At 62.7% G+C, this 12,964-nt stretch carries 12 protein-coding genes and 1 riboswitch; of the genes, 5 read left to right on the forward strand and 7 right to left on the reverse strand.

The genetic code is table 11. The features are described 5' to 3' along the window. Positions 1-57: 57 nt before the first annotated feature. The 3 genes from cpdA to L9B60_RS09085 all read right to left on the reverse strand — a co-directional run bounded on the left by cpdA (position 58) and on the right by L9B60_RS09085 (position 2,094). On the reverse strand, positions 58-864 hold the full coding sequence (gene cpdA / locus L9B60_RS09075; protein WP_249678153.1) for a 3',5'-cyclic-AMP phosphodiesterase: 807 nt from the start codon (positions 862-864) through the stop codon (positions 58-60). Between the two features lie 169 nt (positions 865-1,033). Further along, positions 1,034-1,486, reverse strand: coding sequence for a DUF1249 domain-containing protein (locus L9B60_RS09080; RefSeq protein WP_249678154.1), 453 nt, complete (start codon positions 1,484-1,486; stop codon positions 1,034-1,036). Continuing rightward, a complete protein-coding gene (locus tag L9B60_RS09085) occupies positions 1,477-2,094 on the reverse strand; it encodes an NUDIX domain-containing protein (RefSeq protein ID WP_249678155.1) in 618 nt (205 codons plus the stop codon). Before L9B60_RS09085 ends, L9B60_RS09080 begins: the two co-directional genes overlap by 10 nt. Positions 2,095-2,296: 202 nt before the next feature. Between L9B60_RS09085 and L9B60_RS09090 the strand changes: the two genes are divergently transcribed. Next, positions 2,297-3,043, forward strand: coding sequence for an RsiV family protein (locus L9B60_RS09090; RefSeq protein ID WP_249678156.1), 747 nt, complete (start codon positions 2,297-2,299; stop codon positions 3,041-3,043). Here L9B60_RS09090 and cytX read toward each other — a convergent pair. Beyond that, entirely contained in the window at positions 3,012-4,301 is a 1,290-nt protein-coding gene (gene cytX, locus L9B60_RS09095; RefSeq protein WP_249678157.1) for a putative hydroxymethylpyrimidine transporter CytX, read from the reverse strand. The two genes, L9B60_RS09090 and cytX, sit on opposite strands and share 32 nt — an antisense overlap. 178 nt (positions 4,302-4,479) lie before the next feature. Continuing rightward, positions 4,480-6,369 (reverse strand): phosphomethylpyrimidine synthase ThiC, encoded by a 1,890-nt coding sequence (thiC, locus tag L9B60_RS09100; protein ID WP_249678158.1) that lies wholly within the window; start codon positions 6,367-6,369, stop codon positions 4,480-4,482. Positions 6,370-6,522: 153 nt separating this feature from the next. Next, positions 6,523-6,628, reverse strand: a riboswitch (TPP riboswitch). A gap of 134 nt (positions 6,629-6,762) precedes the next feature. On the opposite strand from thiC, the gene L9B60_RS09105 reads away from it, so the two are divergent. Further along, positions 6,763-8,193 (forward strand): TolC family outer membrane protein, encoded by a 1,431-nt coding sequence (locus L9B60_RS09105; protein WP_249678159.1) that lies wholly within the window; start codon positions 6,763-6,765, stop codon positions 8,191-8,193. Positions 8,194-8,288: 95 nt separating this feature from the next. On the opposite strand, the gene waaA is transcribed toward L9B60_RS09105, so the two are convergent. After that, entirely contained in the window at positions 8,289-9,566 is a 1,278-nt protein-coding gene (gene waaA, locus L9B60_RS09110; protein ID WP_249678160.1) for a lipid IV(A) 3-deoxy-D-manno-octulosonic acid transferase, read from the reverse strand. An 18-nt stretch (positions 9,567-9,584) separates the two neighbouring features. Beyond that, complete coding sequence (locus L9B60_RS09115) at positions 9,585-10,475, reverse strand: LysR family transcriptional regulator (protein WP_249678161.1); 891 nt, start codon at positions 10,473-10,475, stop codon at positions 9,585-9,587. Between the two features lie 88 nt (positions 10,476-10,563). Here L9B60_RS09115 and L9B60_RS09120 point away from each other — a divergent pair, with 88 nt between their 5' ends. From L9B60_RS09120 to L9B60_RS09130, 3 genes are all read left to right on the forward strand, one after another. Then, the gene (locus L9B60_RS09120) at positions 10,564-10,896 is read left to right on the forward strand and encodes a DMT family transporter (RefSeq protein ID WP_249678162.1); all 333 of its coding nucleotides are present in this window, start codon (positions 10,564-10,566) and stop codon (positions 10,894-10,896) included. 67 nt (positions 10,897-10,963) lie between these two features. Then, positions 10,964-12,139, forward strand: coding sequence for an NAD(P)/FAD-dependent oxidoreductase (locus L9B60_RS09125; protein ID WP_249678163.1), 1,176 nt, complete (start codon positions 10,964-10,966; stop codon positions 12,137-12,139). Further along, positions 12,136-12,948: an aldo/keto reductase gene (locus tag L9B60_RS09130; RefSeq protein ID WP_249678164.1), complete on the forward strand. Its 813-nt coding sequence runs from the start codon at positions 12,136-12,138 to the stop codon at positions 12,946-12,948. The genes L9B60_RS09125 and L9B60_RS09130 overlap by 4 nt, the downstream gene beginning before the upstream one ends. The last annotated feature ends 16 nt before the right edge of the window (positions 12,949-12,964 follow it).

Genomic DNA, 12,964 nt, shown 5'->3' on the forward strand with positions numbered 1-12,964 from the left:
CCGTGGGCGATTTGAAGCCCCTTCAGATGATTCGCAACGATTTATCAGCCATTTCGCTCAATACCCTTCCCCGGTCAGATCAACCGTGAACTGATGGCCGGTCACCCGCGAAACCCCGGTTTCAAGGTGCCCGTCGTTAAACAGGCGAAGCCAGCGATACCCCGGCGCCAGCTCATCCAGGGCAAAATCCTCGCTGCGCGGCTTGAACTGAATACAGGTCGACGGCGAAGCAATCAGCTGCACGCCGTTGCGCTCGCTGTTGAAGTCCTGATGGATATGCCCCCATAGCAACGCCTTGACCTGCGGGAAGCGGTCGAGCACGTCAAACAACGCATGCGGGTTGCGCAAACCGATGGGCTCCATCCATTTGCAATCGATGGACACCGGGTGATGGTGCAGGCACACCAAGTGATGGCGATCTGGCGCCTCGCTCAGAGATTGCGCCAGCAATTGCAGCTGATCATCGGCCAGGTAGCCGGGTACCGAGCCTGAGACCGCCGAGTTGAGCAGGGTAATCCGCCACTCGCCGACATCAATCACCGGCTCGAGGAAATCGCCACCGGCGGCGGCCTGCGCCATTTGCGGCATTTCATCGTGATTACCGGCAAACCAGTGGGCGGGCGCATTGATACGGGCGCTCAAGTCCCGAAAGGCCTGGTAGGACTGCAGCGTACCGTCCTGGGAAAGGTCGCCACTGGCCACCACCAGATCAATCGCCGGTTGCTCGGCCAACACCGTATCGATCACCCGCTGCAGGCTGTCGCGGGTGTTCATGCCCAGCAACGAGCCCTCGGCCTCGGCGAACAGATGGCTGTCCGAGAGTTGCACCACAAGTACCGATGTTTGGGGGGATGGGCTCGGCAATGCCGTCTCCTTGCGCGGGTTCAGCACCGATTATGGTGGGGTTGCGGGCAAGGGGCAAATGGCGGAGCGGGAAGTGGTGCACATTCAGAGACAAAAGAGCCGCAATCTGATGTTTGATACAGCGGACCTCAAGGCCTGCAAAAAGGCCCTGAAAACCGCCAGGGGATGATCAGCGCACGTACTCGTACTCATGCCCACACGCCAGGCAGTGGCTCAGCCATTCCCCCAGAAACAGGTTCAACTGGGCTTTTTCATCCGGCTGGTGCATGGCCGCATTGGGGTACGGGTACACGCTGCGAAAGCGTCGCGCGTGTTCGGCGCTGACCACTTCGGCCATGCGCGCGTCGTGGTACACCTGCACTTCCAGCTGCGGCACCGGCAGCCAAGGCAGGCTGTGTTCCTGGCGCACCTTGACCGTGGTGGTATAGGGGCAGGCGAGCACTACTTCCAGGGTCAGCACGCCCAGCATCTGCTCACCTTGGGTCATGGCCACCTTGCGCGAACGTTGCTCTTGCCGCATGTCCGGCAACAGGCGCATCAGGCGCGCGTAGTTGGCCTCGCAGGCTGCCTGCAAGCCGACCAGATCGACCCGATAGCGTTCGCGCAAAAGGTTCACGACCACATACCCCTGACTTCTTCGCGGTTCAACGCCAGCCACTGGACGGCGATGATCGTTGCCGCGTTGATGATTTTACCGTCGCGCACGGCCTGCAATACATCACCGAATGCCCAGACCCTGACGCGAATGTCTTCGTTTTCTTCTTTCAAACCATGCAAACCGCCAACCCCCTCGGTTTCACAGCGGCCCAGATACAGGTGCACGAATTCGTTGCTGCCGCCCGGCGACGGGAAATACTTGGTGATCGGCCACAACGCCTTCAGCGTCAGCCCAGCTTCCTCCTGCGCCTCGCGGTGTGCAACTTCTTCAGGTTGCTCGTCCTTGTCGATCAGACCAGCGACCATCTCGACCAACCAAGGGTTGGCGGTCTTCTCCATGCAGCCCACGCGGAACTGCTCCAGCAACACCACCTCATCGCGGTGCGGGTCGTAGCACAGCACGCACACGGCGTCGTGGCGCACGAACACTTCGCGGGTCATTTCATTGCTCATGCCGCCGGCGAACAGCTCATGACGCAGGTGCAGGCGATCAAGCTTGTAGAACCCTTTGTAGCAGTTCTCGCGCTTGAGAATCTCGACCTTGGTCGGGACAGAATTTGCACTATCAGTCATAAAAACCTCGTTACCCATCCATGCAGCTTCGCGCCATCCTAACTGTGATGTGCCGGTATTGCAGCCCCCCAGATGGAACGGGCGAGACCTGCGGGATAGGCGGCACCGGTATCAAACGATACTATTGAGCTTAGTGGCGAACTGAAGGCGATGCCGACAGTCCAAGCACGATAATCTTTAGCCCCGCTACGCAAGGATCACCATGTCGCTCCTGAAATTCACGTCCATGGCCTGCCTGGCCCTGACCCTGGGTGCCTGCCAGAGCTTGTTCCAGCCTAACCTGCGCGCCCCGCTGGAGGTCAAGCGCGACGCTTGGGAACACGTCAAGCCCGGCTGCGCCGCACAGGATTGCCCGCTGGTGAACATCGACACGGTGCACTTCCCCGCTGAGCCGCAATTGGACTCGATCGTGGAGCGTCGCCTGCTGCAACTGACCCGCACCGAGCCCGACGCGCCGCTGCCCGCCTCGCTCAAGGCCTACGAAGACCAGTACCTGAGCCAGGCCCAGGCGCGCAACAGCAGCTACCTGCAAGCCAAGGTACGCGAGCAGCATGACGGATTGGTGGTGGTCGAAGTGTCCAGTTACCTGGACACCGGCGGCGCCCACGGGCTGCCAGGGCGCGGCTTCATCAACTACTCGCGCCAGCAGCACAAAGTGCTGACCTTGCAGGACATGCTGGTACCGGGCCAGGAAGCGGCCTTTTGGAAAGCCGCCGAGGAAGCCCACCGGGGCTGGCTGGTGAATGCCAAGCTGGACCAGGACGCCGACTTCGTGAAGACCTGGCCCTTCAAGCAAACCCCGCACATTGCCCTGACGTACGGCGGGGTGATCCTCAAGTACGACGTGTACGCCATTGCGCCTTACGCGATGGGCCACCCGGAGCTGAAGATCGCCTACCCGCGCCTGAACGGCGTGATCAAGCCTGAGCTGTTTCCGGGCCGCGGCTGATCGCCCGCCCGAGCACATACTGCAGCACCCCTGCCAACAGCAATGACGGCAGGGTTGCGCCCACCTCGGGGTAGAGGTTGGCCAGCAGGTGATAGGTACTGATGCCACCCAGCCAGGCCAGCAACGCAGTCCAGCGCAATGGCACTTGCTGCACCTGGGCGCTGCGCTTGCGCAAGATGAAGTGGTCGACCAGCACCACGCCGAACAGCGGCGCGAACACCGAGCCGATCAACAGCAGGAAGTTCTGGTACTGCGCCAGCGGCGAGAAGCAGGCGATCAACGTGCACACCACGCCGATGATCAGCGCCAGGTGCTCGACTTTCAACTTGATTAGCAAACCGGTGGAAACCGCCGCCGAGTGGATATCGGCGAAGGCGTTTTCCGACTCGTCGAGCAAAATCAGCAGCAACGGGATGCCCATGCCGGCGCCAGCCAAGGCGATCAGCAAGGCATTGACGTCACCGCTCGGCGCAAATGCCAGGGTGTAGGCCACGCCCAGGCTCATCAGCCAGAAATTGCCGATAAAGAAACCGACCACGGTACCGCCGAATACGCCTTTGGCCGCACGGCCGAAACGCGAGTAGTCGGCGATCAGCGGCAACCATGACAACGGCATGGCGATGGCAATGTCAAAGCCCACGGCAAAGGCCATGCTGCCATCCCCGGCGCGCGCCCACAGGGCCGCCAGGTCAGCCTTGGCAAACAGATTCCAGGTCAGCCACAGGCAAGCAGCCAGCAACAACCAGATGCCCCACTTGCGCAATATCTGCCGCACGAATGTCAGCGGGCCGCTGACCGCCAGCAACGTGGCCAATGCGCCAAACAGCAAGGTCCAGACCATGGGGTTTGCCCACAAGCTACTTTCGCTGAACGCCCGCGCGCCGAGCAGGCTGGCCGCGTCGCGCATCACGATGATCTCGAATGCGCCCCAGCCGATCAGTTGCAGCAGGTTGAGGATGGCAGGCACCGAGGCACCGTAGCTGCCCAACGTGAGTTTGAGCGCTGCCATGGCGGACAAGCCGGTATCACTGCCAATCACGCCGACGGCGGCCAGCAGCAACACGCCGACGGCGGTGCCCAGGAAGATCGCCAGCAACGAGCCGGACAAGCCAAGGCCTGGGGCCAGCAGGGCACCGGTTTGTAGCACCATCAGGCCAATGCCTAGGGAGAACCACAGGGAAAACAGGTCGCGAGCGCCGAAAACGCGCTGGCTGGTGGGGACGGCGAGGTCCGGGGAGTAGTGGCTGGGTGTGTTCAATTTGGATCTCGGGGGAGATGGTTTTTTAATTTGGCGGCGGCGGCGCAGTGGCGTTACCGATCGACAGTCGATCGTGTAACGGCCACCACCGGCCGCCCGCGCGGCCTATTCCCGGATAAATCCGGCCCTACATTTGTCGCAACGTGCCACAGCCTGATGTGCAGGCGTTGATCGTTTTCTAGACTTTCTTGTAAAGCTGGCTGCCTTCCTGCTTGAAGCGCTCGGCCTGCTCGCGCATGCCCTCTTCCACGGAGACATCCACCGCGGCGATTTTCTGGTTGGCCGCGTACTCACGCACTTCCTGGGTGATTTTCATCGAGCAGAACTTCGGCCCGCACATCGAACAGAAATGCGCGACCTTGGCCGAGTCCTTCGGCAGGGTCTCGTCGTGGTAAGAACGCGCGGTATCCGGGTCCAGGCCCAGGTTGAACTGGTCTTCCCAACGGAACTCGAAACGTGCCTTGCTCAAGGCGTTGTCGCGAATCTGCGCGCCCGGGTGGCCCTTGGCAAGGTCGGCGGCATGGGCAGCGATCTTGTAGGTGATGATGCCGGTCTTCACGTCATCCTTGTTTGGCAGGCCCAGGTGTTCCTTGGGCGTGACATAGCAGAGCATGGCGCAACCGAACCAGCCGATCATCGCCGCACCGATGCCCGAGGTGATGTGGTCGTAGCCCGGAGCGATGTCAGTGGTCAGCGGGCCCAGGGTGTAGAACGGCGCCTCGTCGCAGCACTCCAACTGCTTGTCCATGTTCTCTTTGATCAGTTGCATCGGCACGTGGCCGGGGCCTTCGATCATGCACTGCACGTCGTGCTTCCAAGCGATCTTGGTCAGCTCGCCCAGGGTTTCCAATTCGCCGAATTGCGCTTCATCGTTGGCGTCGGCGATGGAGCCCGGGCGCAGGCCGTCACCCAGCGAGAAGCTGACGTCGTAGGCCTTCATGATTTCGCAGATCTCGTCGAAATGCGTGTACAGGAAGTTTTCCTTGTGGTGCGCCAAGCACCATTTGGCCATGATCGAGCCACCACGGGATACGATGCCGGTGACGCGCTTGGCGGTCATCGGCACGTAGCGCAGCAGCACGCCGGCGTGGATGGTGAAATAGTCCACGCCCTGCTCGGCCTGCTCGATCAGGGTGTCGCGAAACAGCTCCCAGGTCAGGTCTTCGGCCACGCCGCCGACCTTCTCCAGCGCCTGATAGATCGGCACAGTGCCGATCGGTACCGGCGAGTTGCGGATGATCCACTCGCGGGTTTCGTGGATGTGTTTGCCAGTGGACAAGTCCATGACCGTGTCCGAGCCCCAGCGGATGCCCCAGGTCAACTTGGCCACTTCTTCTTCGATGGAAGAACCCAGGGCACTGTTGCCGATGTTGCCGTTGATCTTCACCAGGAAGTTGCGGCCGATGATCATCGGCTCCAATTCCGTGTGGTTGATGTTGGCGGGGATGATCGCGCGGCCGCGGGCGATTTCCTCGCGCACGAATTCTGCGGTGATTTCTTTCGGGATGCTCGCGCCGAAGCTGTGGCCGGCATGTTGCTGCTTGAGCAAACCGGCAGCGCGAGCCTCGGCCAGCTTCATGTTCTCGCGGATGGCGACGTATTCCATCTCGGCGGTGATGATGCCTTGGCGGGCGTAATGCATCTGGCTGACGTTGGCGCCGGCCTTGGCCCGACGCGGGTTGCGCACGTGGGCAAAGCGCAGCTTGGTCAGCTCGGCATCGTCCAGGCGTTGCTGGCCGAAGTGCGAGCTGAGGCCCGGCAAGCGCTCGGTGTCGCCACGGTCGTCGATCCAGGCCGAGCGCACGTCGCCCAGGCCCTTGCGCACGTCAATGGTCACGGCGGGGTCGGTGTAGGGGCCGGAGGTGTCGTACACGGTAACCGGGGCGTTGATCTCGCCACCGAAATCGGTCGGGGTCACGTCCAGGCTGACTTCACGCATGGGCACGCGAATGTCGGGGCGCGAGCCCTGCACGTAGATTTTTTGCGAACGGGTAAAAGGCTGTACCGATTGCTCATCGACCTTGGCCGATTGGCTCAGGTGGGCAAGGTTTTTTTCTTGTTTACTCATCACAGGCTCTCCAGACAGCATCCAGCAGTGGGATGTCGGAGTGAACCTGAAAGGGCACGGATTGCACCTGTGGTATCGGTGCTGTGCTTTGTGCTCGAAAGCTGCTCAAAAATCGAACAACATCCCGGACCAAGCACAAGAGGACTCGCCGGGAGGACGAGAAATCTTGTTCCCTACGCAGGCGCTAACCTGATCAGGTTCAACGGGATCCGGAATTATCCGATCTCAGCCTCAACGCAAGGCACCCCGACAAGAACGCCCACAGTCTAATCACCACGACGCCCTGAAGCCAAGCGTTGATTCATGGCGTTCGATAAAAGGCGTAAATACCCGATTGTTGCGCAACGTGCGTACAACTACACTCGCTGGGCGTTTATCACCAAGGATTGCCTCATGCTGCGCAAACTCTCACTGGCCATCGCCGTGTCGTGTGCTACCAACGGATTGGCCTGGGCAGCCGAAGGCCCGCTGACCAACAAGACCGACCTGGTCAGCGTGTACCAGGAAGCGGCCAACAACAACTCGGACCTGGCGGCCTCCCGTGCAGGCTACGCCGCCCAGCGCGAAGTGGTGCCCCAGGCCCGTGCCGGCCTGCTGCCCAACCTGTCGGCGGGCGCCAACATCCAGAATACCCGCACCGAATTCGATAAGCCCGGGATGGTCGCCACCCGCAGCGGCAACTCCTGGCAGGCCACCCTGAGCCAACCGGTGTTCCGCATCGATCGCTGGTTCCAGCTCAAGGCCGCCGAAGCCGTGGACGAACAGGCGCAGCTGCAACTCTCGGCCACCGAGCAGAATCTGATTTTGCAAAGTGCCGAAGACTATTTCTCGGTACTGCGCGCCCAGGACACCCTGGCCTCGACCAAAGCTGAAGAGGCAGCGTTCAAACGCCAGCTGGACCAGTCCAACGAGCGCTTCGACGTGGGCCTGTCGGACAAGACCGACGTGCTGCAGTCCCAGGCCAGCTACGATACCGCGCGGGCCAACCGGATTGTCGCCCAGCGCCAGGTGGATGATGCCTTCGAGGCGCTGATCACCCTGACCAACCGCAACTACAACTCGATCCAGGGCATCGTCCACACCCTGCCGGTATTGGCACCAGTGCCCAACGACGCGAAAGCCTGGGTGGAGACCGCCTCACAGCAGAACCTCAACCTGCTGGCCAGCAACTACGGCGTGACCTCGGCCGAGGAAACCCTGCGCCAGCGCAAGGCCGGCCATGCTCCCACCGTGGATGCCGTGGCGCAGTACCAGAAAGGCGACAACGACAACCTGGGTTTTTCCAACCCGCAGCCGGGCGTGGTGTACGGCAGCGACGTGTCGCAGCGCAGCATCGGGCTACAGGTGAATATTCCGCTGTACAGCGGCGGGCTGACCAGCTCGCAAGTACGCGAGGCCTACCAGCGGCTTAATCAGAGCGAGCAACAACGCGAAAGCCTGCGCCGCCAGGTGGTGGAAAATACCCGCAACCTGCACCGCGCGGTGAACACCGACGTGGAACAGGTACAAGCGCGCAAGCAGTCGATCATCTCCAACCAGAGCGCGGTCGAGGCAACCGAGATTGGCTACCAGGTGGGCACGCGCAATATCGTCGACGTACTTGATGCCCAGCGCCAGCTTTACAGTTCGGTGCGCGACTACAACAACAGCCGCTACGACTACATCCTCGACAACCTGCGGCTCAAGCAAGCGGCCGGCACCCTGAGCCCGCAGGACTTGCAGGACCTGGCCCGCTACCTCAAACCCGACTACAACCCGGACAAGGACTTCCTGCCGCCGGACCTGGCCAAGGCGGCGCAAGACCTGCTAAAGCCCGCCAAGTAAGATCGCCGCCCGCTGTAGGAGCGGATTTATCCGCGAACAGAACGCCGCGGTATGCCAATGACTAAGCGGCGTCCTGTTCGCGGATAAGTCCGCTCCTACAAGGGTACGCGCAGCAATTGCGCCAAGGCACTCAGCAGCCGCTGCAACGCGCCCTGGTTGGCCTTCATCACCACAAGGCCAGCAGCGCCCATGCGCTGGGCATCCTGCGGCAACTCGATCAGGCGCTGCACCGCCACGGCCAAGCCGCTCGCATCATCAATCTCGACCAACGCCCCCGCGTCCCGCATCATCGCGGCGATTTCCAGGAAGTTGAACAGGTGTGGCCCGCAAATTACCGGCTTGGACAAGGCCGCAGGCTCAAGCAGGTTGTGCCCCCCGGTCGGCACCAGGCTGCCGCCGACGAAAGCACTGTCGGCCAGGGCATACAGAAACAGCAACTCACCCATGGTATCGCCCAGCAGCACGCTGTGTTCGGCGTTCACCGGCGCGCCGGTCGAGCGGCGTACCGTGTTCAAGCCCTGGCAAAGCTCGTGCACCCGATCAAACCGCTCGGGGTGGCGTGGCACCAAAATCAGCAAGGCGTCCGAATGCACCGCCAGCACTTGCCGGTGCGCAGCCAACACGATTTCGTCCTCACCTTCGTGGGTGCTCGCGGCAATCCATACCGGCCGCGCCGTGGCTTGCCACTGCCCGCGCAACTGGGCCGCGCGCTCGAGCAACTGGCGATCGATGTTCAAATCGAACTTGATCGAGCCGGTCACTTGCACGCATTCCGGCCGCGCACCCAATTGGCGGAAGCGCTGCGCCTCGGTTTCGGTCTGCACCGCGATCAGGCTCATCTCGGCCAACATGGGCTGGGTCAGCTTGGCGAAGCGGGCGTAACCGCGAGCGCTGCGCTCAGACAGCCGCGCATTGGCCAGCGCCACCGGGATGCCACGCTTGGCACATTGGTGGATATGGTTGGGCCAAAGCTCGGTTTCCATGATCACCCCCAGTACCGGCCGGGCCTTATCCAGGAAACGCCCGGCGGCCCATGGCAAGTCATAGGGCAGGTAGCAATGCTGGATGCGTGGCTCATCGGCGAACATCACCTTGATGCGCTCGGAGCCAGTGGGCGTCATGCACGTGATGGTGATGGGCAGCTGTGGATAACTCTTCAGCAGCTCACGAATCATCGGCGCGGCGGCGATGCTTTCGCCTACCGACACCGCATGCACCCAAATGCCACCGGGCTGCAAGGCCGGCAGGCCGAAGGCGAAGCGCTCGCCGATGCGCTTGGCATAGGCTGGCGCCTTGCGCGAACGCAGCCACAGTCGAACGGCCACCAATGGCAGGCCCAGATGAAACAGCAGGGTATAGAGGGTTCTATTCATGGGGGCGAAGTCTACTGGTTAACCGATGGCCTGCAAATGCAGGGTAAAGCGTTCGGCCAGCCAGCGCGCGGCAGGGCCAAGGGGTTCATCGCGGCGCCACACCAACTCTACCACCAGCGCAGGCGGTATCCAGTCGCTGGCCAGCTCCACCATCTGGCCCTGGTAGGCCGGGTATTGCACCACGTGGCGTGGCAGCCAGGCCCAACCTAAGCCGCGCATCAGCAGTTCGGCCATCACGTAAAAACTGTCGGCACGCCAGATTTGCGGGCTGATCGGGTCACCGCCGGGGTAGCTGCTCTGTTCGAAGGCGATCAGCAATTGCCGGTGCCGGGCCAATTGCTGGCGGGTCACTTGCTTGATGGTCGCCAGCGGATGATTGATTGCACACACCGTCACCATCTCGACACTGCCCAAGGCCCGCCGCTCAAGCTCGGTGGGCATCTGTTCATGGTGGAACAGCAGGCCCAGGTCGGCGCGGCGCTCCACCAGTTTGCGAGCCACCTCGCCCTGGGCGCCACTGGCCAATTGCACCTCGACCGTCGGGTAGCGTTCGGCCAACTCTTCAAGGCTATCGAGCACCGGCTGATAAGGCATGGCTTCATCCTGCGCCAAGCGCAATTGCGCCTCTTGCCCGCGCATCAATGCCAAGGCCCGGCCGTCCAGGCGCTCACACTGGCGCAATAACTCGCGGGCCTCCTCCAGCATGGCCTGGCCGGCGGCGGTCAGAACCGGCGCGCGGCCACTGCTGCGCTCGAACAGGTTCACGCCCAGGTCATCTTCCAGCATCGCGATGGAGCTGCTGACCGCCGACTGGGCTTTTTGCATTTCGCGGGCGACCGCCGAGAACGAGCGCTGCTCGGCCACTTTTACAAACAGGCGGATCTGCTCCAGGCTCCAGCGCTCAATCATCGAAACCTATCTCCCACATAGATAGGTATTCACTTTACCCCATCCGCCCACGCACTAAAATGGCAAGCCTATCGAGAGGGTTCATCCAATGTCTGCCTACTACTACCTGGCCATCGCCATCTGCGCCGAAGTCATTGCCACCACCTGCATGAAGGCCGTCAAGGGCTTCAGCACGCCTTTGCCTCTGCTGCTGGTGATCGCTGGCTATGCCATCGCATTCTGGATGCTGATCCTGGTGGTACGGGTGATCCCGGTAGGCGTCACCTATGCGATCTGGGCCGGCATGGGCATTGTCATGGTCAGCATCGCCGCGCTGGTGGTGTATGGGCAAAAGCTCGATCTGCCGGCGATCCTCGGCATGGCGCTGATCGTGCTGGGGGTGGTCGTGATCCAGCTGTTCTCGAAAACCACCGGGCATTGACCCAGGCGAGGTAACCGGCGCCCCAGGCTGTATACTGGGCGCTTGTATCTGCCACCGAGGTTGCTCCATGCCATCCGTAATTTCCACTGACGTACTGATCGTCGGCGCCGGCGTTGCCGGCCTCTGGCTCAATGCGCGCCTGCGCGGCCAGGGCTATTCAACGGTGCTGGTGGAAAGCGCGAGCCTGGGTGGCGGGCAAAGCCTCAAGTCCCAAGGCATTATCCACGGCGGCGCCAAATACGCCCTGCATGGCGCCCTCACCGGCGCCTCGGAGGCCATTGCCGACATGCCCCGGCGCTGGCGCGAGGCCTTGGCCGGTACTGGCGAGCTGGACCTGGCCAGCGTGCGGCTGTTGTCCGAGGCCCATTACCTGTGGTCGCCAGGCACCCTGGCGGGCAACCTCACCAGCTTCTTCGCCAGCAAGGCGGTGCGCGGCCGAGTCGACCAGGTCAAGGGCGACCAATTGCCGCCGGCCCTGCAAGACCGCGCCTTCAAGGGCAAGGTGTATCGCCTGGCCGAGCTGGTGGTCGACGTGCCGAGCCTGTTGGCGCGCCTGGCCGAATTGGCCGGTGACAGCCTACTGGCCGGGCAGTCCATCGAACCGCTGTTGGAAAACGACCGCCTGATAGGCCTGCGCGTCGATGGCCGCGAAATCCGCGCCCAACGCGTGGTGCTCAGCGCCGGCGAAGGCACCGCCGATCTGCTCAAGGCATTGGGCCTGGAACAGCCGGCCATGCAGCGCCGTCCGTTGCACATGGTGCTGGCCAAAGGGCCAAGCCTCAAGCCGCTGTACGCCCACTGCCTGGGCGGCGGGCCGAAACCGCGCATCACCGTGACCACCCACCCAGCGGCCGATGGCCAATGGGTCTGGTACATGGGCGGCGAGATCGCCGAGGCCGAAGGCGTGGCGCGCGAACCGGCGCAGCAGATCACCACCGCCCAGCAGGAAGTCGCCAGGCTGCTGCCCTGGGTCGACTTGAGCCACGTGCAGTGGGCCACCGTGCGTGTGAACCGCGCCGAGCCTGCGCAGTCCGGCCTGGTGCGCCCAGACAACGCCTTCCTCGCGGAAAAAGGTGCGTTGCTGGTGGGCTGGCCGACCAAGCTGGCCCTGGTGCCGGACTTCGCCGACCGCGTGTTTGCGGCGCTTGAGCGGGACGCCATCAAGCCAGGCGAACACCGGCCCCTACCCGCCCTGCCCAAGCCGCCCGAGGCGGTTCCCGTCTGGGAGCAACTGCTGCCATGACCATCGCCACCCTGCACGACCTGCACCGCCCGCTGGGCAGCACCGGTTTGAGCGTTTCGCCGCTGGGGCTGGGCACCGTGAAGCTGGGCCGCGACCAAGGGGTGAAATACCCCAGCGGCTTTACCATCCCCGATGATGCCCAAGCGCGCATGCTGCTCGACCAGGCCCGGCGACTGGGCATCAACCTGATCGACACCGCGCCCGCCTATGGCGTCAGCGAAGAGCGCCTGGGCCCGTTGTTGCGCGGCCAGCGCCAGGAATGGGTGATCGTCAGCAAGGTGGGCGAAGAATTCGACAACGGCCTGTCGCGTTTTGATTTCAGCGCCGAGCACACCCGGTTGTCCGTGGAGCGCAGCCTGAAACGTCTGGAAACTGATTTTATCGACTTGGTGCTGGTGCACTCCGACGGCAACGACCTGCAGGTGCTCAATGACACCGGCGTGTACGCAGCCCTCGCCCAGCTCAAGGCCGAAGGCAAGATCCGCGGCTATGGTTTTTCCGGCAAGACAGTGGCCGGAGGCCTACAAGCGCTGGCCCAGGGGGACTGCGCGATGGTGACCTACAATCTCAACGAACAGGGCGAAAAGCCGGTACTGGACTACGCTGCCGAACACGGCAAAGCGATCCTGGTGAAGAAAGCGCTGGCCAGCGGCCATGCGATTTTGCAGCCCGGCACCGACCCTGTACGCGCCAGCTTTGAATTGCTGTTTGAACACCCAGGCGTCGCCAGTGCTATTGTCGGTACCATCAACCCGTTGCACCTGGCGCACAACGTGGCCACCGCTGCGGCCGTGATCCGCGGGCGCTGATATGCCCTGAGCCGCC

Origin of the sequence: Pseudomonas abieticivorans, from assembly GCF_023509015.1 — a bacterium.
Classification (GTDB): Bacteria; Pseudomonadota; Gammaproteobacteria; order Pseudomonadales; family Pseudomonadaceae; genus Aquipseudomonas; species Aquipseudomonas abieticivorans.

Bases quoted from the DNA above. Each gene is read 5' to 3' on its own strand.
- L9B60_RS09085 (WP_249678155.1), bottom strand. From the start codon at position 2,094: ATGACTGATAGTGCAAATTCTGTCCCGACCAAGGTCGAGATTCTCAAG.
- L9B60_RS09090 (WP_249678156.1), top strand. From the start codon at position 2,297: ATGTCGCTCCTGAAATTCACGTCCATGGCCTGCCTGGCCCTGACCCTG.
- thiC (WP_249678158.1), bottom strand. From the start codon at position 6,369: ATGAGTAAACAAGAAAAAAACCTTGCCCACCTGAGCCAATCGGCCAAG.
- L9B60_RS09105 (WP_249678159.1), top strand. From the start codon at position 6,763: ATGCTGCGCAAACTCTCACTGGCCATCGCCGTGTCGTGTGCTACCAAC.
- waaA (WP_249678160.1), bottom strand. From the start codon at position 9,566: ATGAATAGAACCCTCTATACCCTGCTGTTTCATCTGGGCCTGCCATTG.
- L9B60_RS09115 (WP_249678161.1), bottom strand. From the start codon at position 10,475: ATGATTGAGCGCTGGAGCCTGGAGCAGATCCGCCTGTTTGTAAAAGTG.
- L9B60_RS09120 (WP_249678162.1), top strand. From the start codon at position 10,564: ATGTCTGCCTACTACTACCTGGCCATCGCCATCTGCGCCGAAGTCATT.
- L9B60_RS09125 (WP_249678163.1), top strand. From the start codon at position 10,964: ATGCCATCCGTAATTTCCACTGACGTACTGATCGTCGGCGCCGGCGTT.
- L9B60_RS09130 (WP_249678164.1), top strand. From the start codon at position 12,136: ATGACCATCGCCACCCTGCACGACCTGCACCGCCCGCTGGGCAGCACC.